Below are 23,703 nucleotides of genomic sequence, written 5' to 3'. Positions count from 1 at the left end.
TGTCCGATTTTGAGGGATTCACAGTGCAGGCTTTATGCGCCTATATAAGAGGAATGCTTCGCTGGATTGCCCCTGCCTTCGCCTTGGTCGTCTCCGCACCGCTGCTGGCGCATGGCGTGGACCGCGAGAGTCTGGGCGTGTTCGGCGATTGGGGCGCGTTCCGCGATAGCGACGTGCCGCGCTGCTACGCCATCGCCGAGGCCGAGGGGCGCGGCGGTGCCTTCGCCACCATCAGCACATGGCCGCGCCAGAATGTCCGCCAGCAAGTCCATTTCCGCTTGAGCCGCAGCCTCGCCAGCGATCCGCGGATGCAGCTTGCGATCAGCGGACAGCGGTTTGCGCTGTCCGGCAGCGGCACCAATGGCTGGGCGGAAAATGCCGCCGCCGATGCGCGCGTGGTCGCCGCCATGCGCTCCGCCAGCAGCCTGAGCGTCAGCGCCACCGACACACGCGGACGACGCTTTACCGACCGCTACAGCCTCGACGGCGCGGCCACCGCGATCGATGCGGCAGCAGTGGGGTGTGCGAACCGATGAATAACTCCAGACCCGACATCACTGGCCTCAGTTTTGTCCTCGCCGTGCCCGATGCGATGGCGACCGCACGCTGGTGGGTCGATGTGATGAAATTCGATGCTCTGCGCGATTTGGGTGGCTGGGTTTTCGTCCGGCGCGGCCGCTGCACGATCATGCTCGGCTCCTGCCCCGATGCGCCTCCGGTGCCCGAACTGGGTGACCACCAATATTTCGGCTATATCGAGTTCGACGATATCGATGCCTATTTCGCCGAAATAGACCGCGCGAATGTGGACATTCTCAAGGAACCCCGCACCGAGGAATGGGATATGCGCGAATTCGCTGTGCGCACGCATGATGGGCACCGCGTGATGTTCGGGCAGGATCTGATGGCGCGGCCTTTGAGCGGCAAATCGGCGAGTGGCTAATGGATGGGTTTGCAACCATGCATAGGATTTGGCTGATTCCGCTGCCTCTCTTAATTGCGCTGACGGGGTGTCAGTCCGAACAAGATCGGATTGAGGAGTTTCAAATATTCTGTCGTGCCAACGCTTCGACCACCGTGCATGAACCAACTCTTTGGGTCGAATTTATTGAGTTTCTGAAGACAGATAATAAGCGGATCGGCATTCCAAATGGCTCGCCAACGGTGCTTACAACATCTTATGAATATGATTTCGATTTATTTGACATCCCCGAGGACGATGATCAGAAGAATAAATACGCTCCTCAGATATTAAATATTTCAAGAGATGGCGTGCTTTTTGTAGAAATTATTGATTTTGAAGCTATATTATCAGAGGACTTGAATTATAGCAGGTCCACGACCTGCACAAGTGCGACGCCCGAAGTCTATTTTGGCTGGAACCTTTATTAATTTGGGAATGTCCAGCGCAGGTGTTGCCGCGTCCCCGCGCTCCTGAATTGCGCCTCTGGCAAAAGCGCGCGCCCTCGCCTATATGCGCGCCTCCCATGACCAATACGACCCTGATGAGCATTCCCGGGCAGATTGACCCGGTTCCCGTGGCGCGTGACATCACGCCGCGTGCCGATGGCCGCGTGGATCTGATCGGTCTGCCCAAGGCGCGGATTGCGGAGCTTTTCGAGGAAGCGGGGCTCGGCACACGGCAGGCCAAGCTGCGTTCCAAGCAGGTGTTCCACTGGCTTTACCATCGCGGCGTCACCGATTTTGACGCGATGACCGATATCGCGAAGACCATGCGCCCATGGCTGGCCGAGCGGTTTGTCATCGGTCGCCCCGAAGTGGTCGAAGCGCAGCATTCCACTGACGGCACGCGCAAATGGTTGCTCCGCACGGCGGACGGGCACGATTTCGAAATGGTCTTCATCCCCGATGCGGATCGCGGGACATTGTGCGTGTCGAGCCAGGTCGGCTGCACGCTCAATTGCACCTTCTGCCACACCGGCACGATGCGGCTGGTGCGCAATCTCACGCCGGGCGAGATTGTCGGCCAAGTGATGCTCGCCCGCGATGCGCTGGGCGAATGGCCCAAGGGCAATATGAAGTTCGATTTTGGGGCGGACCTCGATGATGCCGAAGATGAGGGTCACTACACCTCGGACGGCCGCCTGCTCACCAATATCGTGATGATGGGCATGGGCGAGCCGCTGTATAATTTCGACAATGTCAAAGGCGCGCTACAACTGGTGATGGATGGTGACGGCCTCGCCCTGTCCAAGCGCCGCATCACGCTTTCCACCAGCGGCGTGGTGCCGATGATGGATCGCTGCGGCGAGGAAATTGGGGTCAACCTCGCGGTCAGCCTGCACGCGGTGACGAAGGATATCCGCGACGAGATCGTTCCGCTCAACCGGAAATACGGCATAGAGGAGCTGCTGCAAGCCTGCGCCGATTATCCCGGCGCCAGCAATGCGCGGCGCATCACGTTCGAATATGTGATGCTGAAGGACAAGAACGACAGCGACGACCACGCGCGCGAACTCGTCCGGCTGCTGAAGACCTACAAATTGCCCGCCAAGGTCAATCTGATCCCCTTCAACCCGTGGCCCGGCGCGAATTACGAATGTTCGACGCCCAAACGGATCAAGCGCTTTTCCGACATCGTGTTCGAAGGCGGCATCAGCGCGCCGGTGCGCACCCCACGCGGGCGCGATATTGACGCAGCCTGCGGGCAGTTGAAGACGGCTGCGGAGAAGAAAAGCCGCGCGGAGCGGGATCGGGAAGCGGCTGAGGCGGCCCAAGGGTGACCGACCCCGCCACAATTGCCTTCTACGAAAAATCTGCGCCGCATTACACGCTCAGCTTCGGGCAAGCGCCTTCCCGCGATCTCGACGCCTTCCTCGACCGGCTTGCGCCCGGCGCGCATATACTTGAACTCGGTTGCGGCGGCGGGCGGGATGCGGCGCGGATGATCGAACGGGGTTTTGCGGTGGACGCGACCGATGGCGTGGCGGCGATGGTGCGCAAGGCCAATGAAAGCTTCAGCCTTGGCGCAAGGCACATGCGGTTCGACCAAATCGACGCCGAGAACGCCTATGACGCCGTGTGGGCCCATGCCTGCTTGCTGCACGTTGCGCGCGACGATCTGCCCGACATCCTTTCCCGCATTCACCGGGCGCTCAAACCGGCAGGATTGCACTACGCCAGCTTCAAACTGGGAACGGGCGAAGGCCGCGATTTGCTTGGCCGGTTGCACAATTTCCCCGCTGCCGACTGGGTGCGCGAACGCTATGCCGCAGCCGGGTTCGCGCCGGTTGGCGAGCGGATTTGGGAAGGCGAAGGGGCCGACGGCACCGTGCGCGACTGGATCGCTGTGACCGTCCAGAAGCTCGGCTGATCGCGCGCGAACAACAGCTTGTCCCTGAACCTGCATTCCAACGAACCGTTCATCTGCGGTTGTGAAAAACTGAACGATACCTCGTTTTACATCAGCACGGGCTGATCGAAGCGAAAGGAGATTGTTCACATGAAAAAGACCTTCCTAGCTCTCGCCGCCGCCACCACGCTGGCGATCCCTGCTGCGCCGGCGATGGCGCAGGGCGGACCGCCTGCCTGGGCTCCGGCCTATGGCTATCACAACGATGATCGCGGGTATGACCGCTATGATCGTTGCGACCGTTACGAGCGCCGGCGCGACCGCCGCGCTTGCCGCCGGGACCAGCGCCGCCACCGTGTCTATGACGATGACGGCCGCTATTACGAACCGCGCCGCGTGCGCCGGGGTGACCGCGTGTGGCAGGGCCGCGACGGGCGTTATTATTGCGAGCGCGAGAACGGCACCACGGGCCTGATCATTGGCGCTGCCGGTGGCGCGCTGATCGGGCGGGAGATCGATGGCGGGCGTGACCGCACCGTCGGCACTGTTCTGGGCGCCGCGCTGGGCGGTTTGCTCGGCCGTGAAATCGACCGCGGCGATGCGCGCTGCCGCTAAACCCCGGGCGCTGCGGATGCTGCGGTAACCGTCAGCAGGGTTGCCGCGAATACCCAAGTGTCCCTGAAGAAGCGCCGTCGCTCTCCCCCTTCGGAGCGGCGGCGTTTTGTTTGGGATAGCGCAGATTTCTGCGCTATGGGCGGCCTTATGAGCGCCAAGACCCATCCGTTCTTCGATATGCACACGCATGGTTTCGTGCGTGTCGCCACCGCCACCCCGCGCAGCCGCACGGCTGATGTGCGCTACAGTGTGCAGGGGATCATCGAGCAGGCGGAGGCGGCCCATGCGGGCCATGTAGATCTGCTGCTGTTTCCCGAATTGTGCGTATCCTCCTACGCCATCGACGATCTGCATATGCAGGCGGCGCTGCTCGACGCGGTCGAGGCGGGGATCGAGACTTTGCGCAAGGCGAGCGAAGCGCTCACCCCCGTGCTGGTTGTCGGCGCACCGCTGCGGCGCGGCGGGCGGGTCTACAATTGCGCGCTGGTGATTGCGCAGGGCGAAGTGCTGGGCGCGGTGCCCAAGAGTTTCCTGCCCAATTACCGCGAATATTACGAGAAGCGCTGGTTTGCGCGCGGCAATGCCTGCCGCAATCTCTGGCTGAGCGTTGCGGGCGAGGAAGTGCCGTTCGGGGTCGATCTGATCTTTGCAGCGGACAACCTTCCCGGCTTCACCTTCGGGATCGAGATTTGCGAGGATTTCTGGAGCCCCACCCCGCCCGGCACCATGGCGGCTTTGGCGGGCGCAAATATCCTGCTCAATCTCTCGGCATCCAACATCACCATCGGCAAGGCGGACGAACGGCATTTGCTGTGCCGCGCCTCCTCGGCGCGCAATGTCTGCGCTTATGCCTATTCCGCGAGCGGCTTTGGCGAGAGCACGACCGACCTCAGCTGGGATGGCCAAGGCATGGTCTACGAACTGGGCGATCTGCTGGTCGAAAGCGTGCGGTTCGAGCTGGAGCCGGAGCTGTGCGTAACCGATATCGACACGCAGCGTATCCGTAACGAGCGGATGCGGATGGGCACGTTCAACGATGCGGCGGAGGATGCGGGCCGACCTGAAGACAGTTACCGCGTGATCGGGTTCGAACATGACCACACGCCGGGCGATATCGGCCTCGTGCGCGCCATCCGCCGCTTCCCCTTCGTCCCCAACCGGCAGGATAAGCTGGACGAGGATTGTTACGAGGCGTTCAACATCCAGGTCGATGCGCTGATGCGGCGGATGCAGGCGACGGGCACGAAAGCGCTGGTGATCGGCATTTCGGGCGGACTCGACAGCACGCACGCGCTGATCGTGGCAGCAAAGGCCTGCGACACGCTTGGCCTGCCGCGCACCACCATCCGCGCCTATACCATGCCGGGTTTTGCCACCTCGGATGGCACCAAGGCCAATGCGTGGAAGTTGATGCAGGCCTTCGGCGTCACCGCCGAGGAAATCGACATCCGCCCTGCCGCCACGCAGATGCTCACCGATATGCAGCACCCCTTCGCCGATGGCGAGCCGGTGCATGATGTGACCTTCGAGAATGTGCAGGCGGGCCTGCGCACCGATTACCTCTTCCGCCTTGCCAACCATCACAAGGGCTTTGTGATCGGCACGGGCGATCTGTCGGAGCTGGCGCTGGGCTGGTGCACCTATGGCGTGGGCGACCAGATGAGCCATTACGCGGTCAATTCGGGCGTGCCCAAGACGCTGATCCAGTATCTGATCCGCTGGTGCACGCGCACCAACCAGTTCGACGCGACCTGCGATGCCGCGCTGGAAGCCGTGCTCGCCACCGAAATCAGCCCCGAGCTGGTGCCCGCCGGTGCCGACGGCGCGATCCAGAGCACCGAGAGCATTATCGGCCCTTACGAGCTCAACGATTTCTTCCTCCACCACACGATCCGCTGGGGGCAGAAGCCCAGCCATATCGCCTTCCTGTGCTGGCACGCTTGGCGGGATGCCGAGGCAGGCCTGTGGCCGCACGCCTTCCCCGATGAAGGCAAGAACGCGTATGATCTCGCGACGATCCGCAGCTGGCTGGAGAAGTTCGTGCAGCGCTTCTTTGCCTTCAGCCAGTTCAAACGCAGCGCGCTACCCAACGGCCCCAAAGTCAGCGCAGGCGGCGCGCTCTCCCCGCGCGGAGACTGGCGCGCGCCGAGCGATGCGGTAGCCGATGTGTGGCTGGAAGATTTGCGCGCCAACGTGCCCGAAGGCGAGTAGCGCGAGGCGCGCTGGCCCCAAGTCCGGCTTGCTCCGGCCGCGTCGCGCTGTAGGGTGGCCGCATGTCAGCCAAGTCAGTCCTCGTCACCGGCGGCGCCAAGCGCGTCGGGCGCGCCATTGTCGAACGCTTTGCCGCAGCGGGGTGGCACGTTGTTATCCATTACAACAGCTCTGCCGAAGCGGCAGAGGCGCTGGCCGCCAGTCTTCCCTCTGCACAAACGATCGGTGCCGATCTCTCCAGCGTCGACGCGGGACGCGCCATGGTGCGCGAACTGGCGGAGCAGCTTCCTGACTGGCGCTGCCTCGTCAACTGCGCATCAATTTTTGAACCCGACGATGTAACCGGACTGGACGCTGCGACGAATGCAGCCGCTATGGGGATCAATGCAACCGTTCCTGTTGCTATGGCGCAAGCCTATTTCGCGCATGGTCGCAGCAATGCGGGGCGGCGCGTGGTGCAGGTGACTGACCAGAAGCTTGCCAATCTCAACCCCGATTTCTTCAGCTACACGATGAGCAAGGCCGCCGCCGATATCGCCGCACAGATGATGGCGATGGCGTTTCACGGCGATGACCGCGTCTACACGCTCGCGCCCGGTGCCATCCTGCCGAGCCATGACCAGACGCCGGAAGAGGCACGGCGCAGCCATTTGCTCAACCTGCTTGTGCGGCAAACGGGCGCTGACGAAATCGCCGATGCGGCGCTGTTCCTTGCCGAGGGGCCGCTGGCTTCGGGGCAGAATATTACCGTCGATTCGGGCCAGCACCTGCTGCGCCAGCCGCGCGACGTGATTTACCTTGATCGGGAGGGGAAAGGCGCATGAGCGATGCTCTGGTAATGGAACCGACGGGTGGCGATCAGGTCACCACCGCCAAGCCCAAAAAGCGCCACGCGCTCAGCACAAGGCTGTGGCATTGGGCCAATGCCGCCAGCATCATTATCCTGTTTATGAGCGGCCTCAATATCTCCAACGCGCACCGCCGCCTGTATTGGGGCAATGACGGTTTCGCGCCCGAAGATGCCTGGCTGGAAGTGCCGCGTTTCCCCGGCTGGGCGACAATTCCCGATCATTACAACCTCGCCGCCGCGCGCGACTGGCATATCGTGTTCGCGCTGGTGTTTGCCTTCGGGCTGCTCGCCTTCATGATCGCCTCGCTGATCAACGGGCATATGAAGCGCGACATTTTCGCCCGCGCGAAGGAGTGGAGTCCGGCGAACATCTGGACGGACATTCGCGAGCATCTCAAGCTCAATTTCGAACATGGCGAGGGCAAGTATAACATCTTGCAGAAGATCGCCTATGCGGGCGTGATCCTGATCCTCATTCCGCTGATGATTGTCACCGGCATGGTGATGAGCCCCGGCATGGAAGCCGCGTGGCCGTGGATGACCGACCTGTTCGGTGGCCGCCAGAGCGCACGAAGCCTGCACTTTATCGCCGCGTGGCTGCTGTGCGGATTCCTTGTGCTGCACCTCGTGCTGGTGCTGCTCGCAGGGCCGATCCACCAGATCAGGGATATGATTTTCGGGGGGAAGGAATGATGCAGCGCCGCAATTTCCTCGTCGCCGCCGGTGCCGCTTTCCTTACCGGGTGCACCGAAATCGGCAAGACCGACTGGTTCGGTAAGATCGCCCAAGGCGCGCAAAACTGGCATCGCGGCCTGCACCGCGCGCTGGGCGGCGGGCGCATCCCCATGGCGCCCGAATATGATCGCAGCGCCATCTCGTCCTATTTTCGCGGCAATGGCAATCTGACGGTCGATAGCGACGCCTATCGCGAGGCCTTGGCTGCGGGCTTTCCCGATTGGCGTTTGACAGTCAGCGGATTGGTGGACACCCCTCTCAGCCTCTCGCTGGAGGATATCCGTGCCCTGCCCCAGCGCACGCAAGTCACCCGCCACGATTGCGTCGAGGGCTGGAGCGCGATCGGCGAATGGACGGGGCCGCAGCTTGCGCAGATTCTGGACATGGCGGGCGTGCAGGAAGGCGCGCGGTTCGCTGTCTTCCGCTGCGCCGATTTCACCATGCGCGGCCCTGCTGATAACCGCCGCCGCGTGGATTACTACGAAAGCTGCGACATGGATGATGCGATGCACCCGCAAACCATCGTCGCGCATATGCTCAATGGCGAGGCGCTACCCGAACGCAATGGCGCGCCCTTGCGGATGCGGCTGGAGCGGCAGCTGGGTTACAAGCAGCCGAAATACTTGACCGGTATCGAACTGGTCGCGAGCCTTGATGGCATCAATGGCGGCCAAGGCGGCTATTGGGAGGATGTGGCGGGCTATCAGTGGTATGCGGGGATTTAGGGTTCGCTACAGGAGCGGATACACCCGCCCCATGGCTTCCCAGTTTACCCGCACCAACTCCTCCAGCACGCCCAAGTCCACATCGGCGAGCTTGTTGATGTAGAGGCAGCTTTTGCCGCGCGAATGCTTGCCCAGTTTCGCCAGCAATTCCTCGTTGCGCTGCGCCGTCAACTCTTCGCAATAGCCGCCCATCAGATACAGCGAATGCTTGGCACTGCGCGGGGAAAAGCCGGTGCGCAGGAAGTCTCCCTCGCGCCCGGTCTCGTAGCGGTAGTGGTAGGTGCCATAGCCGATCATCGTCGGCCCCCACATCTGCGGCTCCTCCCCCGTCACGCGGCGGAACAGCGCGTCGAGCACCTTCGCATCAGCGCGTTTGCCGTCATGCGCGACTGCTTCGATAAACGCCTCGACCGCCATGGCGCTAGGCTGGGTGATATTTCCGTTCATGGGGAAGAGTGTAGCGCGCAATTGACTCTGCAGCAAAGCATCCGCACACGAGCGGTTTGAATTGAACACAAATCTTCAGGGGACGCAGGATTTATGTGGTTGCTCGACAAGTTGCTCAAGCGTGTCATCAAGAATGGCAAGCTGGTCATTACCGACCATGACGGCAAGGTTTACGAATATGGCGCGGGAGGCGAAGTCGAGGGCGGCTATTCGGAGCCGATGCACGTCCGCCTCACCAACCCGAAGGCCGCGATGCATATCGCCCGCTATCCGCAGCTGGGCACGGCAGAGGCCTTCATGTGGGGCTGGATGGACATTGTCGAACCGCATGATCTGCGCGACCTGATCCTGTTCTTCACCGCCCAGTCCAAGGCCATTGGCGATGCCGCGATCCAGCCGCAGAGCAAGGCCAAATGGCTGACGCAAAAGGCGATTGCCAAGGCCGACAGCATCAACCTGCCGGGCAAGGCGCGCAAGAATGCCGAGCACACCTACAATCTCACCCGCCGCCTGTATGAGCTCTTCCTCGACGAGGATCGCCAATACACGATGGGCTACCACCGCAGCCTCGATGTCTCGCTCGAACAGGCGCAGCTCGACAAGAAGGCGCATCTCGCTGCCAAGCTGAATATCACCGCCGAGAACGGGCCCAATATGCGCGTGCTCGATATCGGCTGCGGCTGGGGCGGTTTCGCGCTCTATCTCAACCGGATGTATGGCTGTGAAGTGCTGGGCGTGGCGCTCGCGCCCGACCAAATCGCCTTCTGCAAGGAGCGCGCAGCGGAGGCGGGCGTGTCCGACAAGGTGAAGTTCGCGCTGATGGATTACCGCGAGGTACGCGGCGAGTTTGACCGGATCAGCTCGATCGGCTTGCTCGAACACGTCGGCACGCCGCATTACCCGCAGTTCTACGAGCACACCGCCAAGCTGCTGAAGCCCAAGGGCGTGATGCTGAGCCATGCCTGCGGCCGCGCAGGGCCTCCCGGCTTTACCGACGCCTTCACCCGCAAATACATCTTCCCCGGCGGTTACATTCCTGCCCTGTCAGAGCTCATTACCCAGTCCGAACAGTTCGGCTGGCAAGTGATGGATGTGGAAGCGATGCGCTTCCATTACTGCCACACGCTGGAAGAATGGTACAACCGCACCGTCATGCACAAGGACGAACTGGTCGAGATGTATGACGAGCAGTTCTACCGGATGTGGCTGTTCTACCTCGCCGGGGCAGAGCAGGCCTTCCGCAATGGCGGGCTGGTGAACCACCAGATCGTCTATGTGAAAGACCGCACAGCCCTGCCGATGACGCGCGACTTCATGTACGAAGAAGAGCGCCGCCTGTTTGCGATGGAAGAAGCCCCGAAATGGCACCTTGATCCGGCATTTAAGGAAGCGGCGGAGTAGGCACGCACAGGGGGGAAACAGTGCGCATCAAACGCCGGACTTTGCTCAAAAGCGGTGCTTTCGGACTGGCGGCTGGCATGCCGTTTATGGGAGCCGTCGCCGCGCGCGACCCGGCGGTGCGGGTGCGCCATAGCGGAACGTCGCTCGCGGTGCCCGATGCCTCGCTCGCCTATCGCTGGACGAATGTGCTGCTCGACACTGCGGCGGTCGATGTGCGGCAATATGGCGCGCGGCCCACAGTGCTGGCGCGGGCGATGGGGATTGTCGTCTCCGCCATGTATGAGGCGTGGGCTGCCTATGACGATAGCGCGCAAGGCGCATGGTTCGGCACACGGCTGAAACGTCCGGCGAGCGAGCGCAACCGTTCCAATCAGGAAGAGGCGATCAGCTATGCGGTCGCCCACGCGCTGCGCGATGTCTATCCCGAGAGCGGCTCGGCCATCAGCGCGGCGCTGCTCGACTTCGGCTACGATCCGGATGGCGCCATTCCCAACGCCGTTACCCCGGCGGGCATTGGCACGTTGATTGGCGAGACGATCACCGGCGAATGCCACCGCGACGGGGCTAACCAGCTCGGGGACGAGCCGGGTTCGAGCGGCAACGCCTATTCGGATTACACGCAGTATAATCCCGTCAACCCACCCGACCGTATCCTCCACCCTGATCGCTGGCAGCCGATTACCTTCCGCTTTCCCGACGGCTCCACCCGCGCGCCGGGCTTCCTGACGCCGCACTGGTACCGCGTGAACACCTTTGCGCTGACGTCGTCCGACCAGTTCCGCGCCCCGCCGCCGCCGCTGGTGGGCTCGAACGAATTGCTCGCCGAGGTGCAGCAGGTGCTCGATTTCAACGCCGGGCTGACCAACGAGCAGAAGGCCATTGTCGAATTCATGCGCGACGGCCCCGGCTCGACCGGCCAGTCGGGCCACTGGCTGCGGTTCGCGCAAGACGTCTCGCGCCGCGACCGCAATGGGCTGGACGATGATGTGAAGCTGTTCTTCTCCGTCGGCATGGCCGCGCATGATGCCTTCATCGCCGCATGGGATACCAAGCGGCATTATGACAGCGCCCGCCCGTGGACGCTGGTGCGCCATTACTTCGCGGATCAGACCATTCGCGGCTGGGGCGGTCCGGGCAGAGGCACGATCGAACTGCCGGGCAGCGAGTGGTATCCTTACAGCCCCTACGAATTCGTCAGCCCGCCCTTCCCCGGCTATGTCTCCGGCCATAGCGCGGTGAGCGCCTGCTGCGCCGAAGTGCTGCGTCTGGTAACCGGCGACGATGAATTCGGCGCGGAGCTGACGCGTATTCCCGGCGAGATTACCGAGCCCGAGGCGCTGGGCGAGGAAGTCCGTATGGTGTTGCCGACCTTCACCGCCACCGCCGACATGGCGGGCATTTCGCGCATCTATGGCGGCTACCATATCGAGGCGGACAACCGCGAAGGCCTGCTGATGGGCCGCCGCGTCGCCGCCGTTGTGCATGACAGGGCGCAGGAGCTGTTCGGGGTGTAGCGCAATGCTCGCCGTGCGGGCTTTGCGAGCCGCTGGGCCAACAACCGGTTTCCAAAGAGTCTGGCCGCACATGATTGCAGCGCGCCGCGCCCCCTGCTAACCGCGCCTCCGCATTCAACAGGAAGCCCTTGCCCATGTCCGATATCAAACGAGTTGTCCTCGCCTATTCCGGCGGTCTTGATACCAGCGTCATCGCCAAGTGGCTGAGCGTGGAGCGCGGGCTTGAGGTTGTCACCTTCACTGCCGATCTGGGTCAGGGCGAGGAAATCGAACCCGCGCGCGCCAAGGCCCGGGCGATGGGCATTCCCGACGAGCACATCTTTATCGAGGACCTGCGCGAGGAATTCGTGCGCGATTTCGTCTTCCCGATGATGCGTGCCAATGCGCGGTATGAAGGCGATTATCTGCTCGGCACATCGATTGCCCGCCCGCTTATCTCCAAGCGTCTGGTCGAGATCGCGCGCGAGACCGGCGCCGATGCCATCGCCCATGGCGCGACCGGCAAGGGCAATGACCAAGTGCGGTTCGAACTCAGCGCCTATGCGCTCAATCCCGATATCCGCGTGATCGCTCCGTGGCGCGAATGGGATCTGACCAGCCGCACCGCGCTGATCGATTGGGCGGAGAAGCACCAGATCCAGGTGCCGAAGGACAAGCGCGGCGAAAGCCCGTTCTCGACCGATGCGAACCTCCTCCACACCTCGTCCGAAGGGAAGGTGCTCGAAGACCCGTGGGAAGAGGTGCCCGACTATGTCTATTCGCGCACCGGGCATCCGGAAAGCGCGCCCGACACGCCCGAATATATCACCGTGGACTTCGAACGCGGTGACGGCGTAGCGCTGAACGGCGAGTCGATGAGCCCCGCCACGCTCCTCACCACCCTCAACGATCTGGGCCGCAAGCACGGCATCGGGCGGCTCGATCTGGTAGAGAACCGCTTTGTCGGCATGAAGTCGCGCGGGATGTATGAGACCCCCGGCGGCGAGATCTACGCCCGTGCGCATCGCGGGATCGAGCAGATCACCTTGGATCGCGGCGCGGCGCATCTGAAGGACGAGCTGATGCCCAAATATGCCGAGCTCATTTACAACGGCTTCTGGTTCGCGCCCGAGCGCGAGATGTTGCAGGCGGCGATTGACCTTAGCCAGGAGAAGGTCAGCGGCACCGTGCGGCTGAAGCTCTATAAGGGGCAGGCATCGGTTGTGGGCCGCAAGTCGCCCAACTCGCTCTATTCCGAAGCGCACGTAACGTTCGAGGACGATGCGGGCGCTTACGATCAGGCCGATGCGGCGGGCTTTATCAAGCTCAACGCCCTCCGTCTGCGGCTGCTCGCCAAGCGCGACCGGTAAGCGCGGGGCCGCGAGACTGCAGCAAATGCGAGTCATTTGAGTCACTTCGCGCGGCCAATCGCCACAAAATCGCAGCCGGTTTCACCCGATACGGTGAGCCGTTGACTTATCCACTCTTGTCCACTGGCATTCCGGCCAAAAGTGGATAAGTGCACGCTCGCGCCCTTGCCCGACTCGGTCCGCAGGCGCATTCTCAAAACATCGAAGACGGAAACAGACCGCCACGAAGAACCGCCTGCCGGTTCGGACACAGGGGGAAGCGGAAATCGACGACGCGATGATGGCATCGTTCCTTGTGGAGGAATGGCGGACGAAAGGTCTCCTTCGGGAGAGCGGACAGAAACCGGACTGTTGAGACAAAGAGCAGCGATCAACGGATAGGCCGGATGTGGAAACCGGCGTCGAGGAAACGGAAGCACTGAGGTGCGGAAGGAGCCGCTTGAGACGCCAGCGAAAGCATCCAGTCTCGGAAACGGCGGGAAGCGCAGCTGAGAACCTTCGGGAGCTCGCAGCGTGGAAAACCGGATCCGGCACCGGCGCGAGCGCCGGGCGACATATTCGGCAAGGAACCGGGCCTTCGGGCAACGACCGGACGAAGAAACGCCAGGCGATAAGCATCCCTTCGGGGGTCCACCGCCGGTGAGAGTGGGGTCGGCAGCAATGCCGGCCCCATTTCTCCTTTCCGGCCCCCTTTTCGCCCCCTAATCCCGAGTCCGGCGCGAAAACCGCTGTTCTGACCCCTCCCGCTCTGTGGCCAAATCGGCATTCCGCCGCGTTTCCGGCCCCGATTTCCGATGAAGCGAGCTGCAGCAGCGACGGGCTGCGTGTTACATTTGGGGTCGTTTACCATTCGCCTGTATTGGCGCCTCCCATGAACGGGATGGAACCTCTCCGCACGCCACGCGCCAAGCGGTTGCGCGCCAAGGGCCGGGCCTCGCTCGCCCTCGCTGCGCTGGCGCTGCTGGGCGCGGCTGGCGTCGGGCAAGCGCAACAGTCGCCGCAACAGGCATCGCAGCGCGCGCCGCTCGCCGCCACCCACTCCGCGCCTGCGGGTGCGCCGGTGTTCACCCCCAGCCCCGAAGCCGCGTTTGAAGAGACCTTCGCCCGCTACGCCGATCCGGGCGCGGTGGCGATCCCTGCCCACGCGGTCGACATCGCCACGATCGAGCCCGCCACGCCCCCCGCCGCAGAGGCGCTCGGCAGCGGGGTTGCCTCCTATTACGGCCGCCAGTTCCACGGCCGCCGCACCGCCAATGGCGAGACGTTCGACATGAACGCGCTCACCGCCGCGCACCGCACCCTGCCCTTCGGCAGCCGCGTGCGGGTGACCAATACCGGCAATGGCCGCAGCGTGATCGTGCGCATCAATGATCGCGGGCCGTTCACCCGCGGTCGCACGATTGACCTGAGCCAAGCCGCCGCGACCGAGATCGGCCTGATCCAGCGCGGCCACGGCACGGTGCAGCTCGAACTGCTGCGCGACTAGGCCAGCCCGCGCTCTACCGGCCGGACGGGGACGGGCCGCATCCGGCATCCGCCACCAGCCCCTCCGCCTCGCGGATCGGCTCTGCTGCACTATCCTCCTCCGCTTCCCATGGCGTATCCTCGTCATCCCACAGATGCGCGGTGAACCACTGCTGGCGCTCCTGCTCGAACGCGGCGAGCTGCTTCATCGTGATCGCACGCTCTTCCTCAGGGCTCTTGGCTAACTCGTAGGGCCAGAAGGGCGTATCCAAGGGCCGTTCGCAGTCCATGCAATGCACCCGCTCGTCCAGATCGCACGCCTCGCACAGCCCGAAGTCGCTGTCTTCGCAGACAGGCCGCTGCTGGCACCGCCCGCAAAGCGCCTCCGCCTCGTGACAGGGAGGCGCGGCGCCCGCCCCTCCAGAGGCCGAACCTGTTACACCTGTTACAGTGTCCTGTGAGGAAACCGCGTCCGCATCCTCCGCCGCGATCACCGCCGCCAGATCCTCGCCGCGTTCAAGCGCATCGACCCAATCGTCGAGCCGCGCCTGATCCGCCTGCAGATCGGCGCGCTCGGCCATTTTGTCGAGCCGCGCGAGATGGGCGAGCAGCAGGCGGGAATCGTAGCGCCGCCGCCGCGCCACCTCCTCCCCGTGATAGAACACCGCCTCCTCCACCCCGTTGATCGCCCGGTCCGCCAGCTCCGCCTCCGCATGGACCCGCGCCGCGAGCAGCGCCGCATCCCACGCCCGCGCAAAAGCAGCCGAGCGCCGCCGCGCGCGATAGGCCGTCATGCGAGCGATTTTTGCGTGCGCGCAGGCGATGGAGACATTGCCGACCAGCTGGAGACTGGCAAGGAAAGCGCCTTGCAGCGCGGGCGTGAGGATCGGCTCGGGGCCGGGACGAGCGTGCTCGGCTTGGGGCTGCGGCTGGTCGATGGTGATGAGGGCGTTCATATGCGTGTGTGTCCTTGCGTGGTTCTGGGGGAACCGCGCAGGGAGGCATATTTGGGGGGGTGTAGGAAAGGGGCTAGTCTTCAACGCATTCAGGTGTGATGCCAATGGCTAAGACCGGACACCCACCGTTTCGACCTGCGTCCAATCGGTAGAGCAGCTTGCCCATCCATGTCGTTGAGGCGCCAAATTTCTTGTAGACGTCTGCCGTTCCCTCCTGCCCGTCCTTGGTGAGGACTTTTCCAAGCCCGCGGAGGAAAGACGTGTCGATCGACGACCCGCGAGTTAACACTACGCCCACATCAATTGCCCCTGCCTCATAAAAGGCTGAAAAGGCATAGAGATCCCTGTCATAGGTTTGGTCTTTGCTGTTCCATTCAAGATCCAGCGCTACACGACCCTTCAGGAAATCAATCCGGTGACCGTCTAGAAAGCCGTCGCGGACGTATTCTTCGAGAACTGAATTCTTCTTTTTTGCGTGCAGTAGTTTCACATGAAGGTCGGCAGTAATGCGGGCTTCTCTCCACCCTTCCTCTTCGGTGAAAATCGTGTCGACATACTTGGCGATAGGCCCTTTGCTGCCACCGGGGATTCTTATAAGATCCTTCGAAATGCTGAACTTAGTCAAACCTTCGATAATATCTGAGAATTGTTCAGGAAAGCCAGACGCTAGAATGGTAGCTGCATTTCGATAGCTAAATATCTCGAATTTTTCTCGCAGCGCCTGTGGCATAACACTGGCCACAACTGTGTCCAAATCTGCCCCTCTACCGCTCGACACATCGTCGTCACGGACAGCAGAATCCATCGCTTCGTCGGTTTTTGCAGTCATTCGGCGGCGACACTCAGCGCGCTATTGTAAGAATAAGTATCCCAGCTCGGGCGATAGGTCTCATCAGCTTGATTGCCCCACACTGTCCACTCCTTGCGGGCACCACGGCTGAACAACTCCAAACGTGGCCCCCAACTGCAATCCTCGATAATTTTGTACTGTTCGTCCGGCTTCCGGCTGTGTTCACGCTTGCGGGACTGGATCATGTTAACCTGACTGCGCCCTGGAGCGAGGGTACGCACGTCCTTACCGCGCACACCGAAGAGCAACAATTCAGTGACGTTCCTAAAATAGAAACCGACACCTCGTCCATCTGAACCACCGTCCTTGCGGACCTTGTGCCAAACAATGTTAGAGATATACCGGAATCCCCACTCATCCATCACACGTAGACCATCTGGCAACAATGCGTTGGGAACCCAGAGATATAAATGAGACCTGTCCGCCGCGACATCTTTGACTGGAAGATCGCAAATCTCGTCGAGGGTCATCGTACCATATCGCGATAACCGCTTATGCTCCGGAGCAACTTTCCCGGTCCGATTTTGGAACTGCCAAGGCGGATCAGCCAGAATTGTGCCGAATTGCCGCCCATTGGCGGTTCGAAGCAGGTCAATTCCCGCATCTGATTCTGGTTGGAACATAAGGTGATCATACTCACAAAAGTCGCCCTAAGTCAACGTGAGCGAGACTGATTATCCCAACTTCACTTCCGAGCTCGATCAACCTGAGGGGCATATTGCGCCCGGTACATTTGCTGTCTCACTCCACCCTCACCACTCCCCGCCAGCGTCCTTGATCGCTTGCAGCAGCGCGCGCTTGCTTTCAGTGCGGTTTGTCCCTGCGTTGCGCGGGGGATCGGGCAGGCCAAGCTCGGCCTTGCGCGCGGCGATGCGGCGGCCGAATTCGCCCATGCGAATGACCTGCTCTTGCGGCTTATCCGGTGATGTCTTCGACGCCATATCTGCCTGCGCTTTCCTCGCGGATGCGGGGCATATACGGTATGTCGAGGCCTTCACAAAGACATGAGGAACGACTGCAACGCTGAAGGACTATCGAACCCAAAATCGAAGCCATAGCGTGTCGCCTTCTTCCCTGTATTCTGGCGAAGGTCGAACGAACGCATGTTCGAGTTATGGTAGGGCTTTGATAAAGGCTTAGCCCGTCGCACCCCTTGCATTCCTGCCAATTTGGCAATGCTCGGCCCATGCCTGCCATGAATAACGAGTGGGTGGTCTGTCCCGCCCACTTTCACATAGACTGCTTCTGATTTCTGGCGGTATTCAATCAGCTTCTTGGTGGCGTGGACTTTCACAAAACCCGCCAAAACTAGCCCGCTCTCGATCGCAGATTTGTCCATGTAAGTTCCTTCCGCCGCAACTGTTCCGTACCAGAAAAGAAGCCTTGCCCCGGATCAAGTCCGGGGTGACGGTAGAGCTACGGCGCACCCCGCTCCAACATCGGCTTCAGATACTGCCCCGTATAACTCCCGCTCACCCCAGCGACCTCCTCCGGCGTCCCCTGCGCAACAACCTCACCCCCGCGCACCCCGCCATCAGGCCCCAAATCGAGCACCCAGTCGGCCGTCTTGATCACATCCAGATTGTGCTCGATCACCACGACCGAGTTCCCCTGGTCCACCAGCCGGTGCAGCACTTCGAGCAGTTTGCGCACATCCTCGAAATGCAACCCCGTAGTCGGCTCGTCGAGGATATACAGCGTCTGGCCGGTCGAGCGCCTCGACAGCTCCTTGGCCAGTTTCACCCGCTGCGCCTCTCCGCCTGACAGCGTCGTCGCCTGCTGGCCGACCTTCACATAGCCCAGCCCCACCTCGTTCAGCATATGCATTTTGTCGCGGATGGGGGGGACGGCCTTGAAGAAGCCTTCCGCGTCCTCGATCGTCATGTCGAGCACGTCGGCAATCGAGTGGCCTTTGAACTTCACCTCCAGCGTTTCGCGGTTGTAGCGTTTGCCGCCGCATTGCTCGCAGGTCACATAGACATCGGGCAGGAAGTGCATTTCGATCTTGATAAGGCCGTCGCCGGAGCACGCCTCGCACCGCCCGCCTTTCACGTTGAAGCTGAAGCGGCCGGGCTTGTATCCGCGCGCCAGGCTTTCGGGGAGGCCCGCAAACCAGTCGCGGATCTGGGTGAAGGCGCCGGTATAGGTCGCGGGGTTGGAGCGCGGGGTGCGGCCGATGGGCGACTGGTCGATCTCGATCACCTTGTCGCAGAATTCGAGGCCGGTCACCTTGTCATGCGCGCCCGCGATCACCCGCGCCCCGTTCAGCGTGCGCGCGGCGGCGGCGTAGAGCGTGTCGATGGTGAAGGAGGATTTGCCGCTGCCGGAAACGCCGGTGATGCAGGTGAAGGTGCCCAATGGCAGGCTGGCGGTGACGTTGTTCAGGTTGTTCGCCCGCGCGCCGTGGACGGTCAGCTTGTGGCCGTTGCCCTTGCGGCGCGTCTTCGGAACCGCGATTTCGCGCCGTCCGGTGAGGTAATCGGCGGTGAGGCTGTGTTTGGCCTTGAGGATTTGCTTCAGCGTCCCCTGCGCCACCACCTCGCCGCCGCGCACCCCCGCGCCGGGGCCGAGATCGACGATATGGTCGGCCGCGCGGATCGCGTCCTCGTCATGCTCCACCACGATCACCGTATTGCCGAGATCGCGCAGGCGTTTGAGCGTTTCGAGCAGCCGGTCGTTATCGCGCTGGTGGAGGCCGATGGAGGGCTCGTCGAGCACGTAAAGCACGCCGGAAAGGCCGGAGCCGATCTGGCTGGCGAGGCGGATGCGCTGGCTCTCGCCCCCTGATAGCGTGCCGCTGGTGCGATCCAGATTGAGGTAATCCAGCCCGACATTGTTGAGGAAGCCAAGCCGCTCGACAATCTCCTTCAGGATGGCGCGGGCGATCTGGTTCTGCGTGTCGGTGAGCTTGGCGGGCAGCGCCTCGAACCATGCGAGCGCGTCGGAGACGGAAAAGCGCACCGGGCGGCTGATGTCCGTCCCGTCAATCTTCACCGCCCGCGCCTTCTCGTTGAGGCGCGCGCCGCCGCAGGTCTCGCACGGCTGCGCGGTCTGGAACTTGGAAAGCTCCTCCTGCATCCACGCGCTTTCGGTCTGCGCGAGGCGGCGGTTCAAGTTGCCGATCACCCCTTCGAACGGCTTTTCCACCGTGTAGCTTTTGCGCCCGTCCTTGAAGGTGAGCGGCACGCGGCGGCCTCTGGTGCCGTAGAGGATGATGTCGCGATGCTCTTCGGACAGCTGGTTCCACGGCGTGTCGAGCGCGAAGCCGAACTCCGCCGCCAGACTGCCGAGCACCTGCATATAATAGGGCGATGGCGGGTTGGACTTCGCCCACGGCACCACCGCGCCCTTCTTCAGGCTGAGCTCCTCGTTGGGGACGACCAGCTGCGGATCGAACAGCTGCTTCTCGCCGATCCCGTCGCAGGTCGGGCACGCGCCCTGGGGGGAGTTAAACGAGAACAGCCGCGGCTCGATCTCCTCAATGGTAAAGCCGGAAACGGGGCAGGCGAACTTTTCGGAAAAGACGATGCGGTTGGGGGGGATGCCGGCGCCTTTCATGCCACTCCCCTCCCGCTTGCGGGAGGGGTCGGGGGAGGGCGTGTCAGATGCGCCGCCGGTTACAGGCCCTCCCCCGGCCCCTCCCGTTTCCGGGAGGGGAGATTGCAGTGCCGCCACCGTCCCATCCGCCAAATCCACATAGGCCAGCCCCTCGGCCAGTTTCAGCGCCTGCTCAAACGAGTCCGCCAGCCGCGTCTGCAAGCCGTCCTTCACCGCGAGGCGATCGACCACCACTTCGATGTCGTGCTTGAACTTCTTGTCGAGCGCGGGCGCGTCTTCAATCGCATACATCTCGCCATCGATGCGCACGCGGGTGAAGCCGGCCTTCTGCCATTCGGCCAGCTCGCGCCGGTATTCGCCCTTGCGCCCGCGCACCACCGGCGCGAGCAGATAGAGCCGCGTGCCCTCGGGCAAGGCCATCACCCGGTCGACCATGGTGGAGACGGTCTGCGCTTCAATCGGCAGGCCGGTGGCGGGGCTGTACGGCACCCCCACCCGCGCCCAGAGCAGGCGCATATAATCGTAAATCTCGGTAACGGTCGCCACGGTGGAGCGCGGGTTGCGGCTCGTCGTCTTCTGCTCGATGGAGATCGCGGGCGAAAGCCCGTCAATATGCTCGACATCGGGCTTCTGCATCATTTCGAGGAACTGCCGCGCATAGGCGGACAGGCTCTCGACATACCGCCGCTGCCCCTCGGCATAGATCGTATCGAAAGCGAGACTCGACTTGCCGGAGCCCGAAAGCCCGGTGATGACGATCAGCGCATCGCGCGGCAATTCAATATCGACACCCTTGAGATTATGCTCGCGGGCACCTTTGACGGTGATGTGGGTAAGAGCCATGGCGGGTCACTTGGGGCTTGGCTGGCGCTGAGTCCAGAGGGGCTGATGGGGGTGTTGGGCGTGACGTAGCCGAAGCGGCGATGTTCTGCAAATGTTCGAGCGCGGCCTGAGTCGCGTTTTCCCCTGCCCCCCCCTGTCGCATTTCGCCAAGCCCCCCGCCCGCGTCCCGTTTAAGAACGCCCGCACCAGCCTAGCGATTGGGGCTTTTGCCTATGCCCGGTCGATGATAGGCTTGCGCCATTGTCCGCCCGCGCATTGTGCCTTCCGGCCACGCAGCGCACGCGGGTTACCGGCTTGCCCTTGTGCGGCGGCCATGTGGGGGAAATGTCATGTCGATTACGCCGACAACCTGGTTGCAGGAATTCATCACCAATCTCGTCACTGCCAATAATCAGGCCAATCCGCGCGTGGTCGCGCTGGCCAACGGCAATTTTCTGGTGGTGTGGGAGGATGATTCCAATCCGGTGGGCGGTGGCGCCGGCACCGACATTGTCGGGGTGATTTTCAACGCGCTGGGGCAGCCGATCACCGGATCGCTGTTCCTGAACAATTTCTTCGGCTTCTCGCGCAATGAAGTGCTCAACTCGGTCGCGGCGACACCCGATGGCGGTTTCGTGATGGTCTACACCTTCCCGAATGCTGACGACACCGATCTGATCTTCGGCATTTATGATGCGACAGGCTTTCGCACTGTCGGGGACTTTGCCGTAAACGACTCTGCGGGGAACGGATTGACCTACTCCAACCCCAACGTCGCGGTGCAAGCAGACGGCAGCTTCTTCGTCACCTTCATCCGCGATGACGGCACCAACCAGGATCTCGTGGGGCGCAAATTCACCTCCTTCGGCACGCAAGTGGACAGCGAAGTGGTGATGCGGGAAGACGGCTTCTCGGGCAGTGCCGATAACGAAAACATTGCCGAGCCGGATACCATCGCGCTCGCCAATGGCGGCTTTGCGACGGTCTATACCGAGAACGACACGTTCGGCGGATTCAACCGGCGCACGGTCGAATTGCGGCTGAGCAATGCCAATGGCACCAATGGCGCGCTGGTCAACAACATCTCTTTGCCCGATGACGGCGATGACGACAGCGGCCCGCGGATCGTGCAACTGGCGGATAACCGCCTGCTGATCGCGTGGGTGGAAAGCGGCGACATCCGCGGGCGCATCCTGAACGAGAACGGCACCTCTTCGGTGCCCGAATTCAATATCACCAACAACACCACGCTTAATTTCAGCACCATCGATCTGGTCGCGCTGGAGGATGGCGGGTATTACACGGTGTTCCGCGACGATACCGTGGGCCGCCTGCTCGGCGTGCGCGGGTTTAACGGCAGCCAGCAGGGCGTCACCATCATCATCAGCAATGATGCCGACGGGGTGGGCGGCGATATCGGCGATTTCTCCGCCAGCCTCACCACCGACGGGCGCATTCTCGTGAGCTGGGAAAACGGCGAGATCTACACCGAAATCCTCGATCCGCGCCTGTTCAACACCGCGATCACCGCCGATCCGGGCGATGGCCAGATCACTGACCGGCAAGCGACCGACAATACCCTCAACGGCTCCGGTCTGGATGACATCCTTTACGGGCTCGACGGAAGTGACGTCCTCATCGGCAATAATGGCAATGACACGCTCGACGGCGGCACCGGCAATGACGAGATGATTGGCGGACTGGGCAACGATACCTATTTCATCGACAGCATCGCCGACATTGTGACCGAACTGCCCGGCCAAGGCACCGACCGGCTCAACACTGCAATCAACCTCAACCCCTTCGGCACCCGCTACGCCAATATCGAGGTGTTCGCGCTGATCGGCAGCGCGATTGCGATTCACACGACCGACAATGGCGAAACGATCTTCGCCAACCCGACGCTGGGGAGCCGCATATTCGCCTATGGCGGGGATGATACGATCAATGGCAGCGTCGGCAATGACCGGATCTTCGCCGGCAGCGGTAACGACACCATCTTCGGCGGCGGCGGTAATGATGTTATCGACGGCAATGCCGGTGCCGACACGATGACGGGCGGGGCCGGGAACGACAATTACTTCGTCGACAATCTGGGCGATGTGGTGATCGAGTTCGCCGATGAGGGCACGGACTTTGTCCGCTCCTTTGTCGACTTCACGCTGGGAGAGAATATCGAGCTGTTGCGCCTCGCGCTCACCGCCTCGGTCGGCAATGGCAACGCGCTCGACAACACCATCGTCACCGCAGGCGGCGCGGCAACGCTGCGCGGGTTTGACGGGAATGACAATATCCGTGGCAGCCAGTTCAATGACATCATTCAGGGCGGACGCGGTAACGACACCATCAACGGCCTCAGCGGTGCCGACACAATCGATGGCGGCTCGGGCGATGACGAGATCAAGGGCAGCAACGGCGATGATATCATCGATGGCGGCACCGGCAATGATACGATTTTCGGCGGCAAGGATAACGACACCATCACCGGTGGCGCGGGCCTCGACACCATGCGCGGCGATATCGGCGCGGATATTTTCGTCTTCGATGACGGCCATTTCTCAGGCCTGACCGCAAGTACCGCCGACACGATCACCGATTTCGACCAGGCCGAGAACGACACAATCGATCTTTCATTGGTCGATGCCATTCTGGGCGGCGGCGATGACGCCTTCACCTTCATCGGCAGCGGCGCGTTCAGCGGCACTGCGGGCGAAGTGCGTTTCGAACAATCGGGCGGTGTCACCATGATTTTCATGGACACCAACGGCAATGGTAATGCCAATCTGGCGATCGCGCTGACGGGGCTAATCAATCTGACCGAGGCGGATTTTATCCTCTGATCCGGCTGGCCGGGCCGCTCGCCTTAACCTTGCCTTCTAAGGCGGTGTTCATC

General features: G+C 62.2%; 22 protein-coding genes. 15 read left to right on the top strand and 7 right to left on the bottom strand.

Going from position 1 to position 23,703, the window contains the following annotated elements; genetic code table 11:
• The first annotated feature begins 53 nt into the window (after positions 1-53).
• The 10 genes from GC121_RS10045 to GC121_RS10000 all read left to right on the top strand — a co-directional run bounded on the left by GC121_RS10045 (position 54) and on the right by GC121_RS10000 (position 8,449).
• The gene (locus GC121_RS10045; RefSeq protein ID WP_234421194.1) at positions 54-536 is read left to right on the top strand and encodes a hypothetical protein; all 483 of its coding nucleotides are present in this window, start codon (positions 54-56) and stop codon (positions 534-536) included.
• Positions 533-943, top strand: a complete 411-nt coding sequence (locus GC121_RS10040; protein ID WP_151974151.1) for a VOC family protein — start codon at positions 533-535, stop codon at positions 941-943. Before GC121_RS10045 ends, GC121_RS10040 begins: the two co-directional genes overlap by 4 nt.
• Positions 943-1,392: a hypothetical protein gene (locus GC121_RS10035; protein ID WP_151974150.1), complete on the top strand. Its 450-nt coding sequence runs from the start codon at positions 943-945 to the stop codon at positions 1,390-1,392. The genes GC121_RS10040 and GC121_RS10035 overlap by 1 nt, the downstream gene beginning before the upstream one ends.
• Before the next feature lie 95 nt (positions 1,393-1,487).
• The gene (gene rlmN, locus GC121_RS10030) at positions 1,488-2,744 is read left to right on the top strand and encodes a 23S rRNA (adenine(2503)-C(2))-methyltransferase RlmN (protein ID WP_151974149.1); all 1,257 of its coding nucleotides are present in this window, start codon (positions 1,488-1,490) and stop codon (positions 2,742-2,744) included.
• Positions 2,741-3,334, top strand: a complete 594-nt coding sequence (locus GC121_RS10025; RefSeq protein WP_151974148.1) for a bifunctional 2-polyprenyl-6-hydroxyphenol methylase/3-demethylubiquinol 3-O-methyltransferase UbiG — start codon at positions 2,741-2,743, stop codon at positions 3,332-3,334. The genes rlmN and GC121_RS10025 overlap by 4 nt, the downstream gene beginning before the upstream one ends.
• 129 nt (positions 3,335-3,463) lie before the next feature.
• Positions 3,464-3,928 carry a glycine zipper 2TM domain-containing protein gene (locus GC121_RS10020; protein WP_151974147.1) on the top strand — a complete coding sequence of 155 codons (465 nt, stop codon included), beginning with the start codon at positions 3,464-3,466 and terminating at the stop codon, positions 3,926-3,928.
• A 147-nt stretch (positions 3,929-4,075) separates the two neighbouring features.
• A complete protein-coding gene (locus GC121_RS10015) occupies positions 4,076-6,139 on the top strand; it encodes an NAD(+) synthase (RefSeq protein WP_151974146.1) in 2,064 nt (687 codons plus the stop codon).
• Between the two features lie 62 nt (positions 6,140-6,201).
• Positions 6,202-6,963, top strand: a complete 762-nt coding sequence (locus GC121_RS10010; RefSeq protein WP_151974145.1) for an SDR family oxidoreductase — start codon at positions 6,202-6,204, stop codon at positions 6,961-6,963.
• A 14-nt stretch (positions 6,964-6,977) separates the two neighbouring features.
• On the top strand, positions 6,978-7,682 hold the full coding sequence (locus tag GC121_RS10005) for a cytochrome b/b6 domain-containing protein (RefSeq protein ID WP_151975692.1): 705 nt from the start codon (positions 6,978-6,980) through the stop codon (positions 7,680-7,682).
• Positions 7,679-8,449, top strand: coding sequence for a molybdopterin-dependent oxidoreductase (locus GC121_RS10000; protein ID WP_370513748.1), 771 nt, complete (start codon positions 7,679-7,681; stop codon positions 8,447-8,449). The genes GC121_RS10005 and GC121_RS10000 overlap by 4 nt, the downstream gene beginning before the upstream one ends.
• Positions 8,450-8,455: 6 nt before the next feature.
• On the opposite strand, the gene GC121_RS09995 is transcribed toward GC121_RS10000, so the two are convergent.
• Positions 8,456-8,896: a DUF1801 domain-containing protein gene (locus GC121_RS09995; protein WP_151974143.1), complete on the bottom strand. Its 441-nt coding sequence runs from the start codon at positions 8,894-8,896 to the stop codon at positions 8,456-8,458.
• A gap of 93 nt (positions 8,897-8,989) precedes the next feature.
• On the opposite strand from GC121_RS09995, the gene GC121_RS09990 reads away from it, so the two are divergent.
• From GC121_RS09990 to GC121_RS09975, 4 genes are all read left to right on the top strand, one after another.
• A complete protein-coding gene (locus GC121_RS09990) occupies positions 8,990-10,297 on the top strand; it encodes a cyclopropane-fatty-acyl-phospholipid synthase family protein (protein WP_151974142.1) in 1,308 nt (435 codons plus the stop codon).
• A gap of 77 nt (positions 10,298-10,374) precedes the next feature.
• Positions 10,375-11,811, top strand: a complete 1,437-nt coding sequence (locus GC121_RS09985; protein ID WP_151974141.1) for a vanadium-dependent haloperoxidase — start codon at positions 10,375-10,377, stop codon at positions 11,809-11,811.
• 134 nt (positions 11,812-11,945) lie between these two features.
• A complete protein-coding gene (locus tag GC121_RS09980; protein WP_151974140.1) occupies positions 11,946-13,160 on the top strand; it encodes an argininosuccinate synthase in 1,215 nt (404 codons plus the stop codon).
• Positions 13,161-14,040: 880 nt separating this feature from the next.
• Positions 14,041-14,646: a septal ring lytic transglycosylase RlpA family protein gene (locus GC121_RS09975; RefSeq protein WP_234421193.1), complete on the top strand. Its 606-nt coding sequence runs from the start codon at positions 14,041-14,043 to the stop codon at positions 14,644-14,646.
• A 13-nt stretch (positions 14,647-14,659) separates the two neighbouring features.
• Here the strand turns inward: GC121_RS09975 and GC121_RS09970 are convergent, their stop codons facing one another.
• The 6 genes from GC121_RS09970 to uvrA form a co-directional block, all read right to left on the bottom strand.
• Positions 14,660-15,580, bottom strand: coding sequence for a hypothetical protein (locus GC121_RS09970; RefSeq protein ID WP_151974139.1), 921 nt, complete (start codon positions 15,578-15,580; stop codon positions 14,660-14,662).
• A 73-nt stretch (positions 15,581-15,653) separates the two neighbouring features.
• Entirely contained in the window at positions 15,654-16,409 is a 756-nt protein-coding gene (locus tag GC121_RS09965; protein ID WP_199857823.1) for a BglII/BstYI family type II restriction endonuclease, read from the bottom strand.
• Positions 16,406-17,053 (bottom strand): MT-A70 family methyltransferase, encoded by a 648-nt coding sequence (locus tag GC121_RS09960; RefSeq protein ID WP_151974138.1) that lies wholly within the window; start codon positions 17,051-17,053, stop codon positions 16,406-16,408. The genes GC121_RS09965 and GC121_RS09960 overlap by 4 nt, the downstream gene beginning before the upstream one ends.
• Before the next feature lie 129 nt (positions 17,054-17,182).
• Positions 17,183-17,371, bottom strand: coding sequence for a hypothetical protein (locus GC121_RS09955; RefSeq protein ID WP_151974137.1), 189 nt, complete (start codon positions 17,369-17,371; stop codon positions 17,183-17,185).
• 53 nt (positions 17,372-17,424) lie between these two features.
• Positions 17,425-17,769 (bottom strand): hypothetical protein, encoded by a 345-nt coding sequence (locus tag GC121_RS09950; protein WP_151974136.1) that lies wholly within the window; start codon positions 17,767-17,769, stop codon positions 17,425-17,427.
• 77 nt (positions 17,770-17,846) lie between these two features.
• Positions 17,847-20,831: an excinuclease ABC subunit UvrA gene (gene uvrA, locus GC121_RS09945; RefSeq protein ID WP_151974135.1), complete on the bottom strand. Its 2,985-nt coding sequence runs from the start codon at positions 20,829-20,831 to the stop codon at positions 17,847-17,849.
• A gap of 329 nt (positions 20,832-21,160) precedes the next feature.
• On the opposite strand from uvrA, the gene GC121_RS09940 reads away from it, so the two are divergent.
• Entirely contained in the window at positions 21,161-23,650 is a 2,490-nt protein-coding gene (locus GC121_RS09940; RefSeq protein WP_151974134.1) for a calcium-binding protein, read from the top strand.
• Positions 23,651-23,703 lie beyond the last annotated feature (53 nt).

The sequence above is a fragment of the Erythrobacter sp. EC-HK427 genome (assembly GCF_902498745.1).
GTDB lineage: Bacteria > Pseudomonadota > Alphaproteobacteria > Sphingomonadales > Sphingomonadaceae > Alteraurantiacibacter.
Note: the sequence above shows the minus strand (reverse complement) of the source record. Positions and strands in the feature narration are given on the sequence as shown.

Coding starts and splice junctions, on each gene's coding strand:
- GC121_RS10005 (WP_151975692.1), top strand. CDS start 6,978: ATGGAACCGACGGGTGGCGATCAGGTCACCACCGCCAAGCCCAAAAAG.
- GC121_RS09990 (WP_151974142.1), top strand. CDS start 8,990: ATGTGGTTGCTCGACAAGTTGCTCAAGCGTGTCATCAAGAATGGCAAG.
- uvrA (WP_151974135.1), bottom strand. CDS start 20,831: ATGGCTCTTACCCACATCACCGTCAAAGGTGCCCGCGAGCATAATCTC.
- GC121_RS09980 (WP_151974140.1), top strand. CDS start 11,946: ATGTCCGATATCAAACGAGTTGTCCTCGCCTATTCCGGCGGTCTTGAT.
- GC121_RS09955 (WP_151974137.1), bottom strand. CDS start 17,371: ATGGCGTCGAAGACATCACCGGATAAGCCGCAAGAGCAGGTCATTCGC.
- GC121_RS10040 (WP_151974151.1), top strand. CDS start 533: ATGAATAACTCCAGACCCGACATCACTGGCCTCAGTTTTGTCCTCGCC.
- GC121_RS10000 (WP_370513748.1), top strand. CDS start 7,679: ATGATGCAGCGCCGCAATTTCCTCGTCGCCGCCGGTGCCGCTTTCCTT.
- GC121_RS10010 (WP_151974145.1), top strand. CDS start 6,202: ATGTCAGCCAAGTCAGTCCTCGTCACCGGCGGCGCCAAGCGCGTCGGG.
- GC121_RS09950 (WP_151974136.1), bottom strand. CDS start 17,769: ATGGACAAATCTGCGATCGAGAGCGGGCTAGTTTTGGCGGGTTTTGTG.
- GC121_RS10015 (WP_151974146.1), top strand. CDS start 4,076: ATGAGCGCCAAGACCCATCCGTTCTTCGATATGCACACGCATGGTTTC.
- GC121_RS09985 (WP_151974141.1), top strand. CDS start 10,375: ATGCCGTTTATGGGAGCCGTCGCCGCGCGCGACCCGGCGGTGCGGGTG.
- GC121_RS09960 (WP_151974138.1), bottom strand. CDS start 17,053: ATGTTCCAACCAGAATCAGATGCGGGAATTGACCTGCTTCGAACCGCC.
- rlmN (WP_151974149.1), top strand. CDS start 1,488: ATGACCAATACGACCCTGATGAGCATTCCCGGGCAGATTGACCCGGTT.
- GC121_RS10020 (WP_151974147.1), top strand. CDS start 3,464: ATGAAAAAGACCTTCCTAGCTCTCGCCGCCGCCACCACGCTGGCGATC.
- GC121_RS09970 (WP_151974139.1), bottom strand. CDS start 15,580: ATGAACGCCCTCATCACCATCGACCAGCCGCAGCCCCAAGCCGAGCAC.
- GC121_RS09965 (WP_199857823.1), bottom strand. CDS start 16,409: ATGACTGCAAAAACCGACGAAGCGATGGATTCTGCTGTCCGTGACGAC.
- GC121_RS10035 (WP_151974150.1), top strand. CDS start 943: ATGGATGGGTTTGCAACCATGCATAGGATTTGGCTGATTCCGCTGCCT.
- GC121_RS10045 (WP_234421194.1), top strand. CDS start 54: ATGCTTCGCTGGATTGCCCCTGCCTTCGCCTTGGTCGTCTCCGCACCG.
- GC121_RS09975 (WP_234421193.1), top strand. CDS start 14,041: ATGGAACCTCTCCGCACGCCACGCGCCAAGCGGTTGCGCGCCAAGGGC.
- GC121_RS09995 (WP_151974143.1), bottom strand. CDS start 8,896: ATGAACGGAAATATCACCCAGCCTAGCGCCATGGCGGTCGAGGCGTTT.
- GC121_RS09940 (WP_151974134.1), top strand. CDS start 21,161: ATGTCGATTACGCCGACAACCTGGTTGCAGGAATTCATCACCAATCTC.